The 19,227-nt window shown below is 68.9% G+C and carries 23 protein-coding genes and 3 pseudogenes; 12 read left to right on the top strand and 14 right to left on the bottom strand.

Features of this window, described 5'->3' with window-relative positions:
• The first annotated feature begins 37 nt into the window (after window positions 1–37).
• Entirely contained in the window at window positions 38–1,078 is a 1,041-nt protein-coding gene (locus ABZ070_RS16790) for a vWA domain-containing protein (RefSeq protein ID WP_356634403.1), read from the top strand.
• A 503-nt stretch (window positions 1,079–1,581) separates the two neighbouring features.
• Here ABZ070_RS16790 and ABZ070_RS16785 read toward each other — a convergent pair.
• A complete protein-coding gene (locus tag ABZ070_RS16785; RefSeq protein WP_356634401.1) occupies window positions 1,582–2,466 on the bottom strand; it encodes an aldo/keto reductase in 885 nt (294 codons plus the stop codon).
• A 14-nt stretch (window positions 2,467–2,480) separates the two neighbouring features.
• Window positions 2,481–2,651 (bottom strand): hypothetical protein, encoded by a 171-nt coding sequence (locus ABZ070_RS16780; protein ID WP_356634399.1) that lies wholly within the window; start codon window positions 2,649–2,651, stop codon window positions 2,481–2,483.
• Window positions 2,652–3,051: 400 nt separating this feature from the next.
• On the opposite strand from ABZ070_RS16780, the pseudogene ABZ070_RS16775 reads away from it, so the two are divergent.
• Window positions 3,052–3,153 (top strand): annotated as a pseudogene (locus ABZ070_RS16775) (AAA family ATPase); the annotation flags it as partial.
• A 24-nt stretch (window positions 3,154–3,177) separates the two neighbouring features.
• Here ABZ070_RS16775 and ABZ070_RS16770 read toward each other — a convergent pair.
• Complete coding sequence (locus ABZ070_RS16770; RefSeq protein WP_356634397.1) at window positions 3,178–3,984, bottom strand: alpha/beta hydrolase; 807 nt, start codon at window positions 3,982–3,984, stop codon at window positions 3,178–3,180.
• A 273-nt stretch (window positions 3,985–4,257) separates the two neighbouring features.
• Between ABZ070_RS16770 and ABZ070_RS16765 the strand changes: the two genes are divergently transcribed.
• The 3 genes from ABZ070_RS16765 (at window position 4,258) to ABZ070_RS16755 (ending at window position 6,660) form a co-directional block, all read left to right on the top strand.
• Entirely contained in the window at window positions 4,258–4,995 is a 738-nt protein-coding gene (locus ABZ070_RS16765) for a VOC family protein (RefSeq protein WP_356634395.1), read from the top strand.
• A 274-nt stretch (window positions 4,996–5,269) separates the two neighbouring features.
• Window positions 5,270–5,611: a hypothetical protein gene (locus ABZ070_RS16760; RefSeq protein WP_356634393.1), complete on the top strand. Its 342-nt coding sequence runs from the start codon at window positions 5,270–5,272 to the stop codon at window positions 5,609–5,611.
• 230 nt (window positions 5,612–5,841) lie between these two features.
• Window positions 5,842–6,660: an alpha/beta fold hydrolase gene (locus ABZ070_RS16755; protein WP_356634391.1), complete on the top strand. Its 819-nt coding sequence runs from the start codon at window positions 5,842–5,844 to the stop codon at window positions 6,658–6,660.
• A 253-nt stretch (window positions 6,661–6,913) separates the two neighbouring features.
• Here the strand turns inward: ABZ070_RS16755 and ABZ070_RS16750 are convergent, their stop codons facing one another.
• Window positions 6,914–7,552 carry a type III effector protein gene (locus ABZ070_RS16750; protein WP_356634389.1) on the bottom strand — a complete coding sequence of 213 codons (639 nt, stop codon included), beginning with the start codon at window positions 7,550–7,552 and terminating at the stop codon, window positions 6,914–6,916.
• 127 nt (window positions 7,553–7,679) lie between these two features.
• Between ABZ070_RS16750 and ABZ070_RS16745 the strand changes: the two genes are divergently transcribed.
• The 3 genes from ABZ070_RS16745 (at window position 7,680) to ABZ070_RS16735 (ending at window position 9,115) form a co-directional block, all read left to right on the top strand.
• Window positions 7,680–8,111, top strand: coding sequence for an Hsp20/alpha crystallin family protein (locus ABZ070_RS16745; RefSeq protein WP_356634387.1), 432 nt, complete (start codon window positions 7,680–7,682; stop codon window positions 8,109–8,111).
• A 101-nt stretch (window positions 8,112–8,212) separates the two neighbouring features.
• The gene (locus ABZ070_RS16740; protein WP_356634385.1) at window positions 8,213–8,608 is read left to right on the top strand and encodes a DUF2267 domain-containing protein; all 396 of its coding nucleotides are present in this window, start codon (window positions 8,213–8,215) and stop codon (window positions 8,606–8,608) included.
• A 63-nt stretch (window positions 8,609–8,671) separates the two neighbouring features.
• Window positions 8,672–9,115: a DUF2267 domain-containing protein gene (locus tag ABZ070_RS16735; RefSeq protein ID WP_356634383.1), complete on the top strand. Its 444-nt coding sequence runs from the start codon at window positions 8,672–8,674 to the stop codon at window positions 9,113–9,115.
• 277 nt (window positions 9,116–9,392) lie between these two features.
• Here the strand turns inward: ABZ070_RS16735 and ABZ070_RS16730 are convergent, their stop codons facing one another.
• A complete protein-coding gene (locus tag ABZ070_RS16730) occupies window positions 9,393–9,668 on the bottom strand; it encodes a cytochrome c oxidase assembly protein (protein WP_356634381.1) in 276 nt (91 codons plus the stop codon).
• Window positions 9,669–9,715: 47 nt separating this feature from the next.
• Window positions 9,716–9,874 (bottom strand): annotated as a pseudogene (locus ABZ070_RS16725) (IS21 family transposase); the annotation flags it as partial.
• Between the two features lie 153 nt (window positions 9,875–10,027).
• Here ABZ070_RS16725 and ABZ070_RS16720 point away from each other — a divergent pair.
• Window positions 10,028–10,396, top strand: a complete 369-nt coding sequence (locus ABZ070_RS16720; protein WP_356634379.1) for a hypothetical protein — start codon at window positions 10,028–10,030, stop codon at window positions 10,394–10,396.
• Window positions 10,397–10,483: 87 nt separating this feature from the next.
• Here ABZ070_RS16720 and ABZ070_RS16715 read toward each other — a convergent pair whose 3' ends face one another.
• From ABZ070_RS16715 to ABZ070_RS16685, 7 genes and pseudogenes are all read right to left on the bottom strand, one after another.
• Window positions 10,484–11,062, bottom strand: a complete 579-nt coding sequence (locus ABZ070_RS16715) for a hypothetical protein (protein ID WP_356634377.1) — start codon at window positions 11,060–11,062, stop codon at window positions 10,484–10,486.
• Between the two features lie 12 nt (window positions 11,063–11,074).
• Window positions 11,075–11,221, bottom strand: coding sequence for a hypothetical protein (locus tag ABZ070_RS16710; RefSeq protein WP_356634375.1), 147 nt, complete (start codon window positions 11,219–11,221; stop codon window positions 11,075–11,077).
• Between the two features lie 19 nt (window positions 11,222–11,240).
• A complete protein-coding gene (locus ABZ070_RS16705) occupies window positions 11,241–11,606 on the bottom strand; it encodes a hypothetical protein (protein ID WP_356634373.1) in 366 nt (121 codons plus the stop codon).
• A gap of 236 nt (window positions 11,607–11,842) precedes the next feature.
• Window positions 11,843–12,490, bottom strand: a complete 648-nt coding sequence (locus tag ABZ070_RS16700; RefSeq protein ID WP_356634434.1) for a DNA alkylation repair protein — start codon at window positions 12,488–12,490, stop codon at window positions 11,843–11,845.
• Between the two features lie 331 nt (window positions 12,491–12,821).
• Window positions 12,822–12,962 (bottom strand): annotated as a pseudogene (locus ABZ070_RS16695) (SRPBCC domain-containing protein); the annotation flags it as partial.
• A 254-nt stretch (window positions 12,963–13,216) separates the two neighbouring features.
• Window positions 13,217–14,047 carry an alpha/beta hydrolase gene (locus ABZ070_RS16690; RefSeq protein ID WP_356634371.1) on the bottom strand — a complete coding sequence of 277 codons (831 nt, stop codon included), beginning with the start codon at window positions 14,045–14,047 and terminating at the stop codon, window positions 13,217–13,219.
• A 222-nt stretch (window positions 14,048–14,269) separates the two neighbouring features.
• The gene (locus tag ABZ070_RS16685) at window positions 14,270–14,506 is read right to left on the bottom strand and encodes a hypothetical protein (RefSeq protein ID WP_356634369.1); all 237 of its coding nucleotides are present in this window, start codon (window positions 14,504–14,506) and stop codon (window positions 14,270–14,272) included.
• Between the two features lie 96 nt (window positions 14,507–14,602).
• On the opposite strand from ABZ070_RS16685, the gene ABZ070_RS16680 reads away from it, so the two are divergent.
• Together ABZ070_RS16680 and ABZ070_RS16675 are read left to right on the top strand one after the other, a co-directional pair.
• Window positions 14,603–15,208: a TetR/AcrR family transcriptional regulator gene (locus ABZ070_RS16680; RefSeq protein ID WP_356634367.1), complete on the top strand. Its 606-nt coding sequence runs from the start codon at window positions 14,603–14,605 to the stop codon at window positions 15,206–15,208.
• On the top strand, window positions 15,205–16,206 hold the full coding sequence (locus ABZ070_RS16675; RefSeq protein ID WP_356634365.1) for a DMT family transporter: 1,002 nt from the start codon (window positions 15,205–15,207) through the stop codon (window positions 16,204–16,206). The genes ABZ070_RS16680 and ABZ070_RS16675 overlap by 4 nt, the downstream gene beginning before the upstream one ends.
• 428 nt (window positions 16,207–16,634) lie before the next feature.
• On the opposite strand, the gene ABZ070_RS16670 is transcribed toward ABZ070_RS16675, so the two are convergent.
• The gene (locus ABZ070_RS16670) at window positions 16,635–16,967 is read right to left on the bottom strand and encodes a glyoxalase superfamily protein (protein WP_356634363.1); all 333 of its coding nucleotides are present in this window, start codon (window positions 16,965–16,967) and stop codon (window positions 16,635–16,637) included.
• Between the two features lie 762 nt (window positions 16,968–17,729).
• Between ABZ070_RS16670 and ABZ070_RS16665 the strand changes: the two genes are divergently transcribed.
• Window positions 17,730–19,109: a hypothetical protein gene (locus ABZ070_RS16665; RefSeq protein WP_356634361.1), complete on the top strand. Its 1,380-nt coding sequence runs from the start codon at window positions 17,730–17,732 to the stop codon at window positions 19,107–19,109.
• The last annotated feature ends 118 nt before the right edge of the window (window positions 19,110–19,227 follow it).

The following is a 19,227-nucleotide window of genomic DNA, read 5'->3' as shown; positions in this document are numbered from 1 at the left end:
TGGTAGGAGCATCGAGTCGGAAAGAGGGGGAGCTGTCATGTCCGGAGACCAGAACTACATCAATCACGTTGCCCTTGTGCTGGATGCCAGTTCGTCCATGTCGCACCTGAGCGGCAAGGTCGTCGAAGTCGCCGACCAGCAGATTGCTTATCTTGCCCGCCGATCGAGGGAGTTGGACCAGGAGACCCGCGTCACGGTGTACGTCTTCGCGGACAAGGTGGAGTGCGTCATCTACGACAAGGACGTGCTGCGGATGCCGTCGCTGAGGCATCTGTACCGGGTCGGCGGAATGACGGCTCTGCTGGCGGCCGCACTGAAGTCACAGCGGGAGCTGGCGCAGACAGCTCAACTGTACGGCGACCACAGCTTCCTGACGTTCATACTCACCGACGGGCAGGAGAACGCAAGTCATCGCTGCCCGGAGGCCCCTGCCAGGGATCCGCGTGCACTGGTGAAAGCCGTGGCCGAGATGATCGAGACGCAGGAGGACAACTGGACGCTGGCCGTCCTTGTGCCGGACCAGATGGGCAAGCGCGAGGCCATGCAGTGCGGTTTCCCGAAGGAAAACATCGCCATCTGGGACGCCACGAGCACACAGGGCCTGGAGGAGGCCGGGCAGGTCATCCGGCAGGCCACCGAGAAGTTCATGGTGGGCCGCGCCCAGGGCATCCGGGGATCGCGGGCGGTGTTCTCCACGGGTGCGGAGGCAGTCAACAAGGACACCATCAAGGCGGCCGGCCTCACCCCGGTGAATCCGTCGGAGTACCAGCTGATCCCGGTGGCTCGTGACGCGGCGATCCGGGACTGGGTCATTGAATGCGGACGCACATACCGAACCGGTGGTGCGTTCTACCAGCTGAGCAAGTCCGAGAAGATCCAGGCGCGGAAGCAGATCGCGGTACTGGAGAAGAAGACGGACCGGGTATACACCGGGCCGGAGGCCCGAGCCCTCCTCGGCCTGCCGGACACGGAAGTTCGCGTCAAGCCGGACCACAACGACGACTTCACGATCTTCGTACAGAGCACCAGCGTGAACCGGAAGCTCGTACCGAACACGCGGCTACTGCTCATGAACTGACGCCTTGGAGCCCGCCGGGTCCCGAAGGCTTCGTCGTCCCGGTCCCCCTCCAGCAACAGAGTCAGCGGCTACGCACGCGACGAAGGTCTCGAGCAAGGCCCAGCGGGCGTTCCAGCGCGGCCTGGCGGCCCTCGCACAGTGGCTTGGAACGGGAAGGCGACCGGCCGGTACCGCGCTGCCCCACCGAAGAGATCGTGGTCGACAGCGAGGCGGAGACGGTAGTACGTGAACAGTCAGGCTGCGCTGCCGCCGCGCCGACCTGGTCCACTTGACCTTGCATCCTCGCCGAGTCGACTGCCGAAGGCGCAGCGAACACCGGCGCTCCGCGCCTCCAAGGCGAGGATCGCATTCCCGCCCGGCCTGAAGGCCGGGATCACCGCGAAGATCAAAGGATGGACACCCGAATCGACCTCGACCGGTCGGCGAACGTGCCGATGCAGCGACAGGAACCAGGTCCCAGCCGTCCTCGGTCAAGGTCGGCAAGCGGCGACCTGTGACCCACCTCAGCCCGGCAGAGCGTCCTCGATCTGCGTCAACTCCTCCATGCTCAGCGTGAGGTCCGCGGCCTGGGCCGAGTCGGTGATGGAGGCCTGGCGACTGGCTCCCGGTACCGGGATCACCGCCGGGGAGTGGGCGAGTAGCCAGGCCAGGGCGATCTGCTGTGGGCTGACACCGTGGTCTTCCGCAATACGGTGAAAGGCAGTGCCCGTCGAGGTCGGGCCAGAGGGGCCGTCGAGTGAGCTGCGCGAGATGCCGCCCAACGGGCTCCAGGGCAGAAAAGCCAGGCCCAGCTGCGTGCTCAGCCGCAGCTCGGGCTCGCTGTCGCGCACAGCCGGCGAGTACTGGTTCTGCACGGAGACGAGTTGGTCGCCGAGGATCGCGTGCGCCTCGCGGATATGGACGGCAGTGACGTTGGAGATCCCGGCGGCGCGGATCGTGCCGGCGTCGAGCAGCTCGCGCAGCGCGCCGACAGACTCCGTCCAGGGCACGGCCGGGTCCGGCTTGTGCAGCTGGTACAGGCCGATCGCGTCGACGCCCAGGCGCTTGGCGGATGCCTCGGCGGCGCGCTTGAGGTGGGCGGGGGTGGCGGTGACGGACCAACTGCCGTCGCCGGGGCGGCTGCGGCCACCCTTGGTGGCCACCAGGACGCCGGAGGTGTCGCCGCCGTAGCGGGCCAGGGCGCGGGCGATCAGCAGCTCGTTGTGGCCGACCTCGCCGGCGTGCCAGTGGTAACTGTCGGCGGTGTCGATGAGCGTGACGCCGGCGTCGAGGGCGGCGTGAATGGTGGCGATGGCCCGCGCCTCGTCCGGGCGATGCTCGATGGACAGCGGCATGGCCCCCAGGCCGATGGCGCTGACGGTGGTGCCTGCGATAGTGCGGTACTGCATGGTGGCTCTGTTCCTCAGGCGGTGGGGGACGGCTCGGTGGTGAGGACTTCGGTGCCGGGCAGCCACGGCGCGGGCAGCGGCCTGTCCTCGTTCCAAGCAGCGACGGCATCCGGGATCTTGGTGAGCTGATGGTTCAGGGTGTCGGCAAGGTCACCGCCACTGAAGAGGACATCTGGTTGGTTCATAGGGCTCAGTGTGCAGCACCGTGCTGACACTGCCCGCTCGATTTTCGCGAACTCACGAGGATCTCAGCCGAGTTCTGGTTCTCCTATAGCTGCGGCGTACGGCATGTAGCGCTGGAATCCAGCGGCACCGCATGGCCCGCCCCTCAATGATCGAGTCACGCGCCAGGAAGAGATCCTCATCAGCACCCGCCGCGGCGGGTGGTCGATGTTCACAAGATCGAGATCGGGAGGCACCCGCCGTTGGCCGGAGCGTACGGGGAAGCCTGTGCTTGTCGTCAGGGGGTTCGACAGCCAGCCAGAGCTACGTGCAGGTCCTGCCCTGCGGGTTCGCGGGCCTGATGCGCCCCACCGCCTGGTCGTCGTCGTTCGCGGCCGGGTCCGCCGGCAACCTCGCCGCCGCGCCATCGTCGACCGGCTCACCTTCAACGGCGCGATCATCCAGACCGGCACCGAGTCCTACCGCCTCGCCCACACCAGGGCACAACAGGCTGCTGCAGGCTGAACCGGGTTCCGCGAGGCACAGGACTCATTCCTTGGCAAGCCCAGCAAGGAAAGGAGAGATCAGATCGTGCACGATGCCAGGTTGCTGCACGTGCAGATCATGATGGGTGCCGGGAACGCTGACGGAAGTGGTGAGGGGGCGTCGCCGCAGCAGATCATCCACTTCGGACGGGGCAAGGAAGCTCGACTGAGCCAGGACGAGGAGAGTGGGACAGCCGATGCGGTCCCACTCCTGCGCAAAGGAACGCTGAGCATTGTCCATCAGACAACGGACCATCACGTCTCGGTCGAAGCGAGGCCACCATCGGCCACCGCGTTCCTCCAACCCGTCTGCCCAGGCCACGCCGACTGCCCCGCCGCCGAAGAACTGGACAGCAGCATCACGTGAGGGGAACGGGACCGGCCACGAGTCGAGCCAGCGACCAATCCGAGCCGGACCGTCCGGGTCGGGATCGCCGGCCCCAGCTTCGATGATCACCAGCGCACGCACCGCCTCAGGGCGCCGCGCGGCGGTCAGAATGGCGGTGTGTCCGCCCAGGGACTGGCCGATCAGAACAGGCCGCACCAAGCTCAACTGGTCTGTTACAGCTACGACGTCTGCAACGAACGCAGCGCGGGAGACATCCTGCGGGAGTCGCTCGCTGGCGCCATGCCCACGCTGGTCAACAGCGACCACTCGATACGCGGACGTCAGTTGCTCCGCCAGTGCATCCCACTCCCCCGCATGACCGGCCAGCCCATGCAGCAGCACTATCGCCGGCCTGTTCCCGCCCCAGTCCCGGCAGACCAGCCGCACACCGTCTCGCACGACCAAGCGTTCGGTCCATGCCATCTCCTTCCCTCCCGTCCCAAGGCCGGCCGCAAGATCCTCCCACGCGGTCTCCGTGAGTGGTGCCGGCAACGACACGTCAGGACCGGCGGCGACCTCGTAATGCTCGCCCTCGTCCTCACCGGCATCGCAACCCCCGCCATCGCCACAAGCCACACCGTCGCGACAAACTCGGTCACCGCGTCAGGGCCCTTGGGGGGAGACGACGAATGCCAGGAACGGCCGGGACCGCCCGGAAGCCATGCCCCGCTGGCGGGAGCTTCTAGGATCTGCGGCATGGCGACACGACTCGTGCAGATCAACATGAAGGCCCAGGACGACTCCGCGCTCGGCCGGTTTTGGGCGGAGGCACTCGGTTGGGGTGTCGACAGCGAGGGACCCGGCGTGACCAACCTCGAACCCGTGGGCTTCGCCTACCCCGACCCTGTGGCTGTCTGCATCGACATCGTCGCCCGCCCGGAACCCAAAACGGTCAAGAACCGCGTGCACCTTGATCTGGCCACCTCCTCGACTGCCCATCAAGCGGAGCTGGTCGCGCGTTTGAAGGATCTCGGCGCGACGCTCGCCGACGTGGGGCAGGGCGACGTCCCCTGGACGGTCATGGCCGACCCGGAGGGCAACGAGTTCTGCGTTCTGGAGCCCCGTCCGATCTACCAGGGCACCGGGCCGATCGCCGCGGTGGTGGTCGACTGTACCGACCCACGAGGGATGGCCCGGTTCTGGGGCGAGGCGATGGACTGGACGCTGGTCGAGGTCACCGACGACCAGGCGACCATGCGCTCCGCCAAAGGTGTCGGCCCCTACCTGGAGTTCCTCCGTACCCCCGACACCAAGAGCGTGTGGAACCGCGTCCACCTCGATGTCTGCCCCTACCCCGGTGACGACCTGGCCGCAGAGGCGGCCCGACTGCGCGCCCTGGGCGCCACCAACCCTGATATCGATCAGTCCGCGATCTCCTGGACGGTTCTGGCCGACCCGGAAGGCAACGAGTTCTGCCTCCTCACGCCACGCTGACGCCGCCGCGCGAGCGGCACGGTGACCGGGGCTGCGCGTCGCACTTCGGGCAGGCGTGCCGTTCGACGTCGTCGGCGTCCGGCCGGTCGGCCGGGGAGGGCTGCTGAGGGTCCGTCAGTCGACTGCGTCCGCCCTGACGTCCTCATCCTTGACGACTTCGCCATGCGCCAGCTGTCCGCGGCCCAGGCCGATGACCTCTAAGAACTCGTCTCCGGAGCGCGACGCGGACGGCCGGCCTGCTGATCACGCCGGTCCGGGATGAGATCGTCCCTGCATGACTGACATGGACGAAGCCGATACCGACGCCGAGCAGGCCGTCATCGCTCGGTATCGACTGGCCGATGACGGCTTCGGCGGGCAGGACCAGCGCGCGACTGTCCGCCAGGCCGAATCGCTGTTGACCGAAGCTATCGAACAAGCTGACGTCGGCGAGTTTGACGGCCATGAGTTCGGAGGCGGCGAGGTGGTCCTCTACGCCTACGGACCCGAAGCTGACGCGCTCTTTGCCGTGATGGAACCCGTTCTGCACGGCTTGCCTTTCCGCCCGGCACACGTCGTCCTGCGCTACGGCTCGGTCGATGACCCATCGGCTTCTGAGCATCGCATCGACCTCTGACGAGACGAGCTACCAGCTCCCGGCCAGACGGGCACCTGGGGAATTACGCGATCGTCCACAGATGTACACGAGAGACGGCAGCACGCTGTCCAAGGCATCCGACGATCTGCTCAAAACTCCAGCGCGGTGGGTTTCGGGGCCGACCGGAGGAGGCGTTCAGGCGTGCGTGCGGCGCGGCGGTATTCGATCACGGAGGGGCGGAGGAGACGATGCGGCGGGAGGTGTATTCCATGGGCGAGTACGTCGAAGCCAACGGAACCTCGATCTGGACCGAGAGCAGGGGCCAAGGGCCCGATGTCCTGCTGATCGCGGGGCTGAGCGACCCCGCCGAGGCGTGGCAGGCGCAGCTCGACGGACTGTCGGACCGGTACCGGGTCATCGCCTTCGACAATCGAGGGTCGGGACGGACGCCGTTGCCCGACGGGCCCATGTCCGTGGTCATGATGGCCGACGACGCCGCGGAACTTCTCCGGGTGCTCCGGGTCGACAAGGCGCATGTCGCCGGTTTCTCGGGCGGCAGCGCGATCGCCCAGGAGCTGGCGCTCCGTCACCCGGAGGTTGTCAGCAGCCTCGTCCTCATGAGTACCTGGGCGCGAGCGGACGCCTACTTCACCACCATGACCCGCTTCTGGCACTGGCTGGTGAAGGAAGCGCCCGATGAGCGCGCCATGCTGGAGGCGTTCTTCCTGTGGATCTACACGCCGCGCGCCCACGCCGACGGCACGGTGCAGCGGATCATCGACGAAACGCTCGCCTTCCCGTACCCGCAGTCCGCCGAGGCCTTCCAGCGTCAACTGGACGCGTTCACGCCGCACGACACGCTCGACCGGCTGTCCGGCATCACCGCACCGACTCTCGTCCTGGCCGGCGACCAGGACAGGGCCACGCCGCCGCGGCTCGGGCGGGTCGTGGCCGACGCCATTCCGAACGCCCGCTTCGACGTCATGGCGGGGGAAGCCCACCAGCCGTTCCAGGAGTCCCCGGACGTGTTCAACGCACGAGCCGACGCCTTCTGGCGCGAGATCGACGACGGGACCCTTCCGTCCTGATCCTCAAGCGCCTTCCAGCGGCGGCTGCCACCATCCCACTCCGCCCGACGATGGCGCACCGGCGGCCTCACACTCCGGGGTCCGGCGCGCGCCGCCGACGACGCCGGACACGGCGCCCGTGGGCGTGAGGGAACCCGCCCCCGAATTCCCGGACCACGGACACGATCCGACGGCGCTGGACGCGGAGCGAACGCGGGAGACCAGGACGCTCAACACCGTTCGGAGCGTCCGGCTGAGCCTGTGCAACTCATGCTCAGTCCTTAGGAACGGTTGTGAGGGTGTCGAGTTGTGCTGCGAGGTCGGGGTGGGCGGTGGTCAGGTGAGGGCGGGTGGCGGTCAGGGGGGCGATGAGGTCGGCGGGGTCGTTGTGGGCGAGGGCCGCGTGGAGCTCGCTGAGCGGGAGGCGGGCGGCGGGGGGAAGGTCGGTGAGTGCGGTGATCTGGCCGGCGAGGCGGCGCAGGTCGGCAGCGTTGCGGCGGGCCCTGGTGGCGGTGGTGCGGTCGGCGGCCCGGGCCTGGCGGGTGGCCTGGACGCGCTGTTCGCCGGTGGTCCCGGCGGGGCCCGGGCGGCCGCGCAGGTAGCGGCGTTCGGCGGCCTGTCGGCTGGCGACACCCAAGGGAGAGGCGAGGTCGGCCCAGCTGGCGCCCGCGTCGCGGGCGGTTTCGATCAGGCCGGTCTCCCATCCGGCGAGCTGCTCGCGGACCTGCCGCAGCAGCATCAGGGAGGCCAGGGCCTGCTCCGGGCCGGGCCCGGCGCCGGGGGTGTCGGGAGCCTCGTGCCGGGCGGTGCGCAGGGCGTCGTCTATGGCGTGCAGGGCCGCCGCTGCGGCAAGGAACGACGCCGGGCTGTGGGCGTCGGTGCTGGACGAGGACGGCTGGTCGGCCGGGGTCACGGGCACCTCCCTCGGGTTGTCATCAGGTAGACGACATCACGTTTGTCATCCATTGGATGACATGATACAACGGTGTCAGTGAGGCGCATTGGCAGTAACTGCCCGAACCTCTGGAGGTGTTTTCACGATGTTGATGCGCACTGACCCCTTCCGTGAGCTGGACCGGCTGGCGCAGCAGCTGATGGGCCCGGGCACCTGGTCGAGGCCGTCGGCGATGCCGATGGACGCCTACCGTGAGGGCGACGAGTACGTGGTGGCCTTCGACCTCCCCGGCGTCAGCGCGGACGCGATCGACATCGACGTCGAGCGGAACATGCTGACGGTCAAGGCCGAGCGCCGGCCGGTGGCGAAGGCCGACGACGTGCAGATGGAGCTGTCCGAGCGGCCGCTGGGCGTCTTCTCCCGCCAGATCGTGCTCGCCGACACCCTCGACACCGAGCACATCAAGGCCGACCACGACGCGGGGGTGCTCACCCTGCGTATCCCGATCGCCGAGCGCGCCAAGCCCCGCAAGATCTCCATCGGCGTCGGATCCGGCCGCACAGAGATCTCCGGCTGAGCCGGACAGCCGAGGGCTGAACAACGGCGGAGGACGGGTACCTGATCTCCCCCTCTCCCGTCCTCCGCACCCCATGGACTCGAGGAAGGGGTGCGGCCGACGTGACTGTGCGATGGGAAGCGTTCCTCGACCAGGTGAAGGAACGCGGCGAATACGACTCCTTGCAAGAGGCCGAGCGCGTGGCCCGCGTGGTGCTCGCCCTGCTGGGCGCGCACCTGGTCGGCGAGGTACGCGCCCAGCTGGCGGCGCGTCTGCCGGAAGGCTTCGCCCTGATCCTCCTCAACCCGCTGCAGAGCGCCGAGCCGCTGCCACCACAGCGGTTCGTCCGCGCGACCGCGGCCTGGATCGAAGGGGCCACCGAACACACCGCGGCGTGGGACGTCAGCGCCGTCCTCAGCACCGTCGCCGACGCCGCCGGCGACGACCTCCTCGAACAGATCCTGCTCCAGCTCCCCGACGGCTACGACCTCCTCTTCGGCCGCCCCCGGCCCACCTGACCCGTACCGGTGCCGCTCACCGGCACCACCCCACCCCTGGCCCCACGAAAGGCATACACCGCAGTGATCACCGACGTGCGCGTACCGCTTGAGCACCAGCAGCCGTACGGGACGGCATATGAGCAGATGCTGGAGAAGGTCCGCTACGAGGGCGCCTATCCCACCCGAGAGAGAGCCGAGGAAGCCGTCCGCCTGGTCCTTTCGGGGCTGGGACGCCAGCTGACCGGCGACGAACGCGTCGACCTGGCCGCTCGGCTGCCCTTGGAGGCCGCACGCGTCCTGACCGCCCAGATCCCCGACACCCAGCCACTGACCGGCTGGGCCTTCGTCAAGGACCTCGCCGCCCGCACCGGCGCTTCCCTGGCCACCACCCGCTGGGACACCGGATCCGTCTTCGCGGCCGTCTCCGCCCACGCCGGCCCCGACCTCATCACCCGCATCCTCCACCAGCTCCCCACCGGCTACGCCCTGCTGTTCGGCCGCGCCGAACTCAACCCCGCCGCATGAACGGGGCCGTGTCCCTCCGGCGCCAACGGGGTGGAGACGGTGATGCGTGCACGGGTCGTCAAAACGTCAAAACCCCACGGGGCTCATGCCGTCGGCGGCCCCGGTAGACGGCTGTGGCGGTCGGGCACCGACGCCACCGAGGCGGACGTCGACCGCTGCCGGCAGTCATTCCTCCGCCTCTTCGACACTGAGCACACGTTTCGCCTTGTTCAAGCAGACGCTTGGGTGACCAGACCTCGGCTTCGCAGCTCCGCGTTCGAAAGGTTGTCGGCATTTGCTACGGCGCCTGCGACGCTGCTGCCGCGGTGCGGCGCGTGCGCAGGAGATCGCGTCCGGTGGCCGCGTACCACTGTGCGGCAATGACGGCGGCGATCGCGACTTCAAGCAGATCGCCGCCGTAGTACATCAGTTGCGCGCCGGCCCGCAGGTCCGCCTCTGCGTAGGTGGCGCCTGGCGGCGGTGTTACGTACAGCGACTTGGCCAGGACGGCGTGCGCAGCGCCCACAGCCAGCAGCGTGCCACCCCTCCAGGCGAGGCTCCACCGGCGACGCACAGGCTCCACCTAGCCCGAGCGAGGCCGTCAGCAGCAGGCCTCACCACTCGTGACCGGTCGTTCGGCGACCGGCGCGGAGGCGAAGCGGGTCCGTCGGCCGCCAGGTACTTGCTGACCGCCCGCCAGTTCAGGCCCGTCTCCTTGGCGACCTCGGTCAGGCTCATGGAACGCCATAGTTCCAGCCAGCGCTGCGGATCCAGGACCACGGCCACCCCATCTCTGCGACCTCAAACACGCTCGTGAGTAGACCAGTTTGGGAGCTGTTTACTGTGCGGGGCGAGGTGATCGAGCCTTGATGCAGCTCATCCAGTTTGCGGTCCGGGCTGTTCTCGGCCGCAGGGCGGGGTCACAATGATCACGTGGACGGACAGGACTCGGTTCAGCGGGAAGAAAGAGACCGGATCATCGATCCGCTGAAGACGAACATGCCCAAGGCCGGGGACCTCAGCTTCGCGGCGATCCAGCAACTGGGGAACCCGGTGCCGCTACTGGTGCAAAACGACGGCAAGGAGCTTTTGCAGCTGTGGCTCGAGCCGTTCGGGCAGGACTACTGGCTGAAGCCCGGGGAGGCTGTGCACGTCACCTCGTACGGGACGTGGAATGACCACCCGTTCGAGACGATCCACGAGAGCGACTGTCTCACCGTCTGGGTCACGTCCTGGTTCGCCACGGTCTCCGACTGCGACGGCAACGAATTCCCCCCAGGCCGCTCTCGCTCGGCACCCTGAGGCGGTCCACGTTCAGCTTCAGCCGGCCGTTGGGCTGGATCTCGAAGCTGAAGCTTCGCGTGCCTGGCAGAGCATCACCTGCTGTGGCTAGTGCATGCCGGCCCAGTGCGGCGTCATCGACCGTGCGCGTTGCACCATTCCATGGATCTGCTGTGCTGGGCGCTGCTGTTCGCCGTGCAGGGCGTTGAGGACGATCAGGCCGCCGGTGAGTGCCGGGACCGCCCACTGCATGCAGGCAAGGTGGTGCTGGGCTTTGTCGGTGTCGAGGGGGTGCTGTGCTGCCTTCTCCACGTCGTCGGGCTTGTCGGAGGAGGCGAGCTCGATCTTCTTGCCGAGGAAGCGGCTGTAGGCGGTGGCGGCCAGTGCGGCGCCGGTGAGCACTGTCTTGGCGATGGTGGAGGCGGCCACACCCTGCTGGGTGGCTACCCGGGCGGCGTTGGCGGCCAGCAGTCCGCTGCTGCCGACCAGGTGCACGGCGATCGCCGCGGCGTTGACCGGCGTCCATGCCGCCCAGCCCGCGCTGGCGATCCGGGCGGTGTTGCGCCATGTGCCGCCCTCGGCCTGAGCCGCCGTGTTCAAGCCGACCGCACCCATCAGGGAACCACCGAACCACGCGGCCAGCCCCACATCGTGCATGCTGCGCAGCCCGGTATTGCGCTCCGACATCTGTTCGCTCCTTCACGACACCCTGGCCGGCAACATGCCGACGTCCTCCACCGTCGCCCGCTGCCCAGCGGCCTGCATGCGGAACGGGTGCGAAAGGATCATCCGCCGCTGCAGCAGGCGCGCCGTGTTGCTCCGCACCGGTGAAAGCTTCTTGAACACTGCGCGCCGGCCCAGGTGATCAGCCGCTCAGCGGCGCGGGGTCTCCCGCCGGTCCCAGCTGGTCGGTCCGGGTAACTGTCGATACGCCGCCCAGCAACCGCCGCCCCTCGCCGAACCCGATCACGGTGACCGTCTCACCGTTCTTGAGGCCCTCGGTAATCGCCCCGGCGTACTCGACCGTGCCGAACGCTGTGGGGACTGTGCGTGGACACGGCACCGAGCAGCATGAATAGCGTCGGCCGAGCCCTGTCCCAGCAGGGTGGAGGTAGAAGTCACCGCCGAGGTCGGCTCCCGCCCGCACGCGATCGTCGGTGGCCATGGTTGCCGCGGCGGTCGCTCCCCCGATGAAATGCCCCGCGGACATGTCCTCAGCCCGGCCGCGCACGACGGCCGCCTTTTCGGGACGAGTGTCGACCTGCTCGTATGCCCCAGGGCAGTATCCGGCCCGCCGGAAATTCCGTGCCGACGGGTTCATAGTGCGTGATCAACGGAGGCGACGACATACCGGTGCGGCATCACCGAGTGCAACGACCGCTCCCGGCCCGGCGCCGGGCGATCCTCGAAAGCGCCCGCCGCCGAAGCGGCTGGAGGTCATACGGCACACCACGACTGCACATGAGATCAGGTCTCAGCGTGCTGTCGGCGCACCATCTCGGTGATCCAGATGGGGGCGAACGGAGACGTGCAGCCGGGGGAAGTCGGGTAGTCCTTGAGCACCTGCAGGCGCTCACCGATGTCGATGGCACGGGTGCGGTGCTCGGCGTGCTCGATCCCGATCTGCGCCAGACAGTGATTCATCGCCCACTGCAGGCGATCCGGGGCGTCCTTCATCTCCGCTTCGATGACGTTCAGCAGTCCCGCCAGATCGAGGCCCTCCGGCTTCTTCGCCACGCGTTCGGTGGTCAGCGCCCAGCCGGCGCTCGCGACCACCGGATCCGCATCGGCGGACCAGGTCAGACGCAGCTCTTCGGCGTGCGGGTTCTTCTTCACCACGTAGTTCACGAGCCAGTCGTGCACCTTGGGTGTACGCGCCTGGCGCACCATGGCGTCCAACTCGTCACCCTCGAACGCCTTCGGGCGGCAGATCAGGATCGCCAGCAGTCTCGCCGCGCTGTCACCCGTCTCCCAGAGGCCGCACGCAAGTCCCTGCTGCGTCTTCAGCCTCTTCGCGAGCGCGCGCAGCTTGCCGAGGTTCACACCGTGATCGTCACCGTGCTTCTCGTTCACCTCGCGTATTTTCGGATCCTCAAGCTCGGCCAACTCGGCCATCACCTCGGCCACTGTCGCCTCAGGCACCTCGGCCTCCTGTCCCGCACGTGAGCGATCCAGCCTACGACGGAAGTCGGCTTCCGGCCGTACACGCCGGCCCTCGGCCGGACCGCGTCCGCCTGCAATGCCGTTGGTCACCAGTCCGGTGGTAAGGCCCCGATCCGTTCGGCCAGGGCAACGATGATGCCTGCCGGGCCGCCCGAGGCAGCAGAGCCGGAAGGTGCTCTCGTACTGCGCAACCTCGCCAAGGAGTTCGACGCCGTGGGCGCGGAGCGGAGGGCCTGGCGTGCTCCCAGGGGTTGGGCGTAGTCAGCACCTGTTGTGGGCCGGGTCAGGCGGTCTCGCCCAGAACGGTGTCGAGGCGGTCCAGGACGTGGGGCCAGCCCTTGCCCATGCCGTCGTAGGCCTGTCGGCCCATCGGGGAGTCGAGGTCGAAGCCCGCGTGGGTGAGGACGAGGCGGGTGCCCTTGCCTTCCGGCTGGAGCTAAGAAGTCACCTCTCGACCGAGCGTGATCGCTTGGTTCTGGTTGATCACCGCACTTACGGAGCGTCGCGCCGCGTCCAGGGCACATGGAGCTCGCGCCGCGCCCAGCAGTAATCGACCGGTGGCCCCCTCCCCCGGGACGACGCCGCCCGGCCTGGACCCACCATGCCGGGCCGGCCTGCCGTGGTGTCTCCTCAGGGAGCCGGCCGTGTGCCCTATCGGTCGTAGTCCTGGTGCCGTTGTTACTCCTTGACGAACGCAAGGAGGTCGGGATTGACGATGTCCGGGTGTGTGGACAGCATCCCGTGGGGGAGGCCGTCGTAGGTCTTCAGCCTCCCGTGTCGCAGCAGTTCGGCCGACAGCGGCGCCGAGTCGTCGTAGGGGACGATCTGGTCGTCGGTTCCGTGGGCGACCAGGACGGGCACGTCGATCTGCTTGAGGTCCTCGGTGAAATCCGTCTCCGAGAACGCCTTGATGCAGAGGTAGTGCGCGTTGGCCGCGCCGCGCATCCCCTGCCGCCACCAGTTGTCGATCAGTCCCTGGGACACCTCGGCGCCGGGGCGGTTGAAGCCGTAGAAGGGTCCGGACGGCACATCGATGTAGAACTGCGCACGGTTGGCGGCGAGAGAGGCCCGGAACCCGTCGAAGACCTCGATGGGGAGCCCGCCAGGGTTGGAGGGGGACTTGACCATGAGCGGCGGGACCGCTCCGACGAGGACTGCTTTCGCCACTCGGCCGGGCTTGGCGCGGGCGACGTACCGCGCGACCTCGCCGCCGCCAGTCGAGTGGCCGATGTGAATGGCGTCGTGAAGATCGAGCGCATCGGTCATCGCTGCCACGTCGGCGGCGTAGGTGTCCATCTCGTGACCGGTCGCGCTCTGAGTTGAGCGCCCGTGCCCCCGCCGGTCGTGGGCGATGACGCGATAGCCCTGGTCGAGAAAGAACAGCATCTGGTTGTCCCAGTCGTCGGCGCTGAGAGGCCAACCGTGATGGAACACGATCGGCTGGGCGTCGCGCGGCCCCCAGTCCTTGTAGAAGATGCCGGTGCCGTCATTCGTAGTGACCGTTCCCACGCCTGCTCCTCTGCCCAACCTTGCCGATGTGGTGGGGTGATGACGATTGCAGAGCTCTTCGCCGCACGTGGCAGCCCGCAGCACAGGCGTGGCTCAAGCACAGCCAGGCCGAAGCACCACCGAATGAGGCAAACATACCCATATGTGCGCCTTCTTTCCTTTCGGGCGGACGGATGAGTCAGGCCAGGCGATCCCTGGTCGGGGGTGTTGACCGGCCGCCGCTCAACCCAGAATGCGGCAGCACTCGTTCACGGCTTCGGGAGGCATCGCCACCTCGCCCGGAACCGAACGGCGCACGACATCGGACAGCACCCTGCGGCGGTGCAGTGCGGCCGCAGAGGGGCGGCGGCGGGCGGCGGCGATGGGGATGCCGAGGCCGGGCGAGGCGTCCTCCACTCCCACGGCCCCACCCGCCTCGAGCAGATGCCGCGGGCCGTCACCGGCCTCGTCGCACCTCACGACTGACGCGGCAGCCGGCGTGGGCGACTGCTCGACTTCCGCGCTTCCGGTACTTCCCCTAGGATAGGTAGACCTACCTACCTAGTTTGGATTGTGATGAGCGAGACCGGCGTGAGCATGGCGGGAAGCGGACGGCGGCGGCCGGCCAGGGAGCGGCTGCTGGAGGCGGCGGCCCGGCGCTTCTACGCCGACGGTGTGGCGGCGACCGGTATCGACACGATCACGGCCGAGGCCGGCGTGGCGAAGATGAGCCTGTACAACAACTTCTCCTCCAAGGCCGACCTGGTCCGCACCTACCTGGACGCCCGGCACGAGGAGTGGCTCGGCCTGTATCGGGCGCGACTGGGGTACGCCGACGGCCCGCGTGAGGGCGTTCTTGCGGTGTTCGACGCGTACGCCGATCACGCGGCCTTCGCGTACGAGCACGGCTTCCGCGGCTGCGGGCTGCTCAACGCCGCCGCCGAGCTCCCGGCCGGCGACGAGGGCCGGGCCGTGGTCCGCGCCCACAAGGAGGAGGTCGAGCGCCTGATCTCCGGCCATCTGGAGCAGCTGCTGCCTGGCCGGCCCGACGAGGCCCGCGTGACGGCCGAGCACCTCTCCTTCCTGCTGGAGGGCGCGATGGCCCGCGCCGGCCTGGAGGGCGACGGCGAGCGTGTCCAGCACGCCCGCTCGATGGCCGCGGCCCTGCTGGACCGGCTGTGAAGGGCATCGACCGCGGCCGGTCCGCGGGAATCGGGGCCCTGTGCGTGCTGGCCGCCTCCGTGCTGTGGGGGACGACGGGTACGGCCGCCACCTTCGCCCCGGACGTGGGCCCGCTCGCGATCGGGGCCGTCGCCATGGGCCTCGGTGGACTGCTCCAGGCCCTCGTCGCCGCCCCGCAGATCCGCCATCACGCGTCCGGGCTGCGCGACCAGCGCGGCACGGTGGCGCTCGGCGCCGCCTCGGTGGCGGTCTACCCCCTGGCGTTCTACAGCTCCATGCACCTGGCCGGAGTCGCCGTCGGCACCGTCGTGTCGATCGGCACCGCCCCGCTCGCCTCGGCCCTGATCGAGCGCGTCGTGGACGGCCGCCGGCTCACACGCCGCTGGACCCTCGCGGCCACTCTCGGCCTGCTCGGCACCGTCCTGCTGTGCATCGCCGAAGCCGCCCATGCCGCCGACGGCACGAGCCGGGCCTCCATGGCCGGCACGCTGCTCGGCGTCGGCCTCGGCCTCGTCGCCGCCGCGACGTACGCCCTCTACTCCTGGGCCGCGCACCGGCTCATCACCCGCCGGATCCCCTCACGGGCGGCGATGGGCGCCGTCTTCGGACTCGGTGGACTGCTCCTGCTGCCCGTCCTCCTCACCACAGGTGCCCCGCTCGTCGCCTCCTGGCCCAACGCCGCCGTCGGCACCTACATGGCGCTCGTCCCCATGTTCGTCGGCTACGTCCTCTTCGGCTGGGGCCTTGCCCACGTACCCGCCAGCACCGCCACCACCCTGTCCCTGCTCGAACCGGCCGTCGCGGCCGTCCTCGCCGTCCTGGTCGTCGGCGAACGCCTCCCCGCCACCGGCTGGTTGGGCATCGCCCTCGTCGTCGCCTGCCTCGCCGTCCTCACCACCCCCACACCCACCCACCGCCGCTCACGCGAACAGCTGCGGAACCCCGCGGACCACGACAGCGAGGCCAGCGTGACCAGCGTTGCCGGCCACGCTGATTGAGCAACGCTCAACCCCATCCGCCCGGACCGGTGGAGCAGCCACCGCATCAGCCATCACGTTCCGACCACCTCCCAATGCGTCGTCATCCGCCAAGGGCGCCCGACGAGTTGCCGGAACGCGTACGGGGATGCAGCGCCGGTGGCCAACCCGTGGCGCCTGGCCTTCGTGGCTCTCGTGGCCGTGCTGAACTTTGTCCTGGCCGGCCCTGACTCCGCGGCCGTGGCCGCTCCCCCGCCCCCGGCGCCGGCGTCAGGCGATTCCTCCCGCAAGCCCGGCCGGCTGGAGCGGGTACTCCGCAGCGCACGAACTCTTCAACAACGGCCACGCGTTGGCACGTCGCCGGTGCACGCCGTCGGCCTCCTGGGCGTGTACTGGCTGGAGGGGCGCCACGATGTCACGTCGGTGGCGCTTCGAGCCGCCACGAAGTGTCACTCCGTCGGCGTGCCGATCCGCAGCCGGTTGCCGTCAGGGTCACGCAGCTCGATCTCACGCGCCCAGGGCGCGTCCGTCGTCTGCACACCGAACTCGGAAGCGATGGCCTCGACATCGCGAATGCGGAGATAGACCAACGCGTCGGGGCGGGCGTCGCCCTCGTGCTCCGACAAGAACAACCGCACCCCGCCCCGGGCCACCTCGACGAACGTGGGAAGCTCCGGTTCGAAGCGGTGCTCCCACTGCTTGGCGAAGCCCAGTCGCTCGTACCACGCGACCGCCGCCGCAGCGTCCTCGACGCGAAGAATGGGAATGACTTCCTCGTTCATGCAGCCCATCGTCGCAGACCACCCCGGCAGGGCGACCGTTGCTTTATACGGCGCTGGAAGGAGCGAGGCTGCCGCCTGGCGTGGCGTCCTGGTCCGGGGTTTTGAACGAAGAGGAGAGTCGGTGTCGGCGAGACATCCCAGCGGCTCGTCTCCGGCCTCGCCGCCCGGCAGCGCAGGCGGTTGATGAGCGTCTGGGCCCGGCCGGACCGGCGTCAGCGTCCCACCACGGTGGAAGGCTGACGCCGGTCCGGCCGCCGCGGCCGGTCAGCAGCGGCGGTCGAGCTGCAGTCGCAGGTCGGCCCGCCACTGCGGCCGGGCAGGACTTTGACGCTGTCGCTCTCCTGATGCCAGCCTGGCTGGTGTGCGGTCACCGTGGTCTTTCCGGACGGCAGCCAGTAGGAGTAGCCGCCGGTCGTGCCGGTCCGACACCCGCTTCCAGGCGGGGCTCCACGCGGCGCGGCGCGGCTGGCTGTAGGCGGCCGCGGCAGCCTGCCCGCCGTGAAATGACCGTGCCCTGACCAACGACGCCCGCCTGCTCGAATCACGCCCTTCTCAGCAGAGTCCTTCAGAGCTGTACGCCGATGTCCGGCACGCCCGGCCGCACCCCGGCCTCCGCACGTCATGGATTCTGCCGCGCCTCTGTACGGACGAGGGGTGACTGAGGCATGCTCCGAACCACGATTCAGATGTTCAGGGTCCGTCACACGATCGGTCCGCCCACACCTCCGCAGCACGGAATGTCCGTCATGCGAAAGGAAGTCCATGCCTCGCCTGCTGTCCAAGCTCACCGCCTGTGCCGGAGCTCTCGCCCTGGGGATAGCCGCTCTCGCAACTGCCGGCCCCGCCGCCAGTGCAACGGCCCCTATCGACCAGGCCCTCGGCAAGGACCGCGAGGCTGCCGGAGCCAAGGCCGCCGACTGCTTCTGGTTCGGTCCGACGCCACGCGCCGACACCGACCGGCACAACTACGCATTCCCCGACACCGGAGCCCTCTACTGGGCCGCAATGTTCAAACTCCCCAAGGGTGCACACCTCACCTTCGATCATGAGTACGCGCAGGCCCGCTACCAGTCGCTGAACTCGTACAACGAGGCCACCAACTCGCCCACCGACGCACTCAACGACGTGTCCACCCAGCCTGACCCCGGCTCCCGCAACCCCTATCTGCCAGGGGCCAAGCGCTCCTCGAACGCGCACCGCTCCTACACCGCGACCCTGGTCGGCGACCAACCGCCCGCCGACCCCGCCGACCGAGCCGCCAACACCGTGTACGCCGGAGTGCCGGGCCAGGACCACGTCACGCTCCTCTACCGGCTCTACCTGCCCGACCGCCACACGGACCCCACGGGCGGGGCGGGCCTGCCGCGCCCGGCGTTGCGCCTGGCCGACGGGACCACGGTGACCGGTGCCGACATGTGCGATGCGGTTGAGGCCGAGGACCGAGAGACGCTGCCTCTGACCTATCTACCGGCCGACACCTATGACGCGCTGCGCAACCAGCAGGGCAAACCGGCCGGGTTCCCGGCCGAGCGGGCCCCGGTCTGGCGCGCGTTCTACAACCAGAAGTTCGGCCTCGGCTGCATTTACAACGGGGCCTGCTCGGGCACTCCGCTCAAGACCGGCGGGCAGTTCTCCAACAAGGACAACGAATACGTGAGCGCCTATGTCAGCCGTGAGTTCGGCGACGTGCTGGTGCTGCGCGGCAAGCTGCCGGTCACCCCTGCCACCACGCACCGCAACCCGCGGATGCGCTCGGATGCGGAACTGCGGTACTGGTCGATCTGCACCAACGAGACCTATGCGACGACTCGTACGGTCGGCTGCCTCTACGACGAGCAGATCGTCACCGACGCCGACGGCCGCTACACCATCGTGCTGAGCCTGCCCGAGGACCGTCCGGTCAACGCCACCCGTGCCCACGGCGTGAACTGGCTCAGCCTCTCCCCGAACGGCGACGGTGTGGGCAACCTCGACGACACCTACGTCGTCCTGCGCAACATGCTGCCGTCCGCGTCGTTCCAGTACGCGGTCCAGAACACCAAGGTGCCCGGTGACGAGCGTGCCGTCATGGGCGCATACCTGCCGACGGGCACCTACACCACCACCGAGGCGTTCGAAGCAGACGGCGGTGCAGCCGGCTGACAGGCGCGACGCTCCGCAACGCTGGACCTGCAGTCCGGCCTATGGGTGGCGAGTAGCCGCCGCGGCGGCGGCTGGTGGGGCTGACGGCCGGCCTGGTGCTCTACGGCGTGGCGACGGC

It is taken from the genome of Streptomyces sp. NPDC006283 (assembly GCF_040613325.1).
Classification (GTDB): Bacteria; Actinomycetota; Actinomycetes; order Streptomycetales; family Streptomycetaceae; genus Streptomyces.
This window is presented reverse-complemented; position numbering and strand designations above follow the sequence as displayed.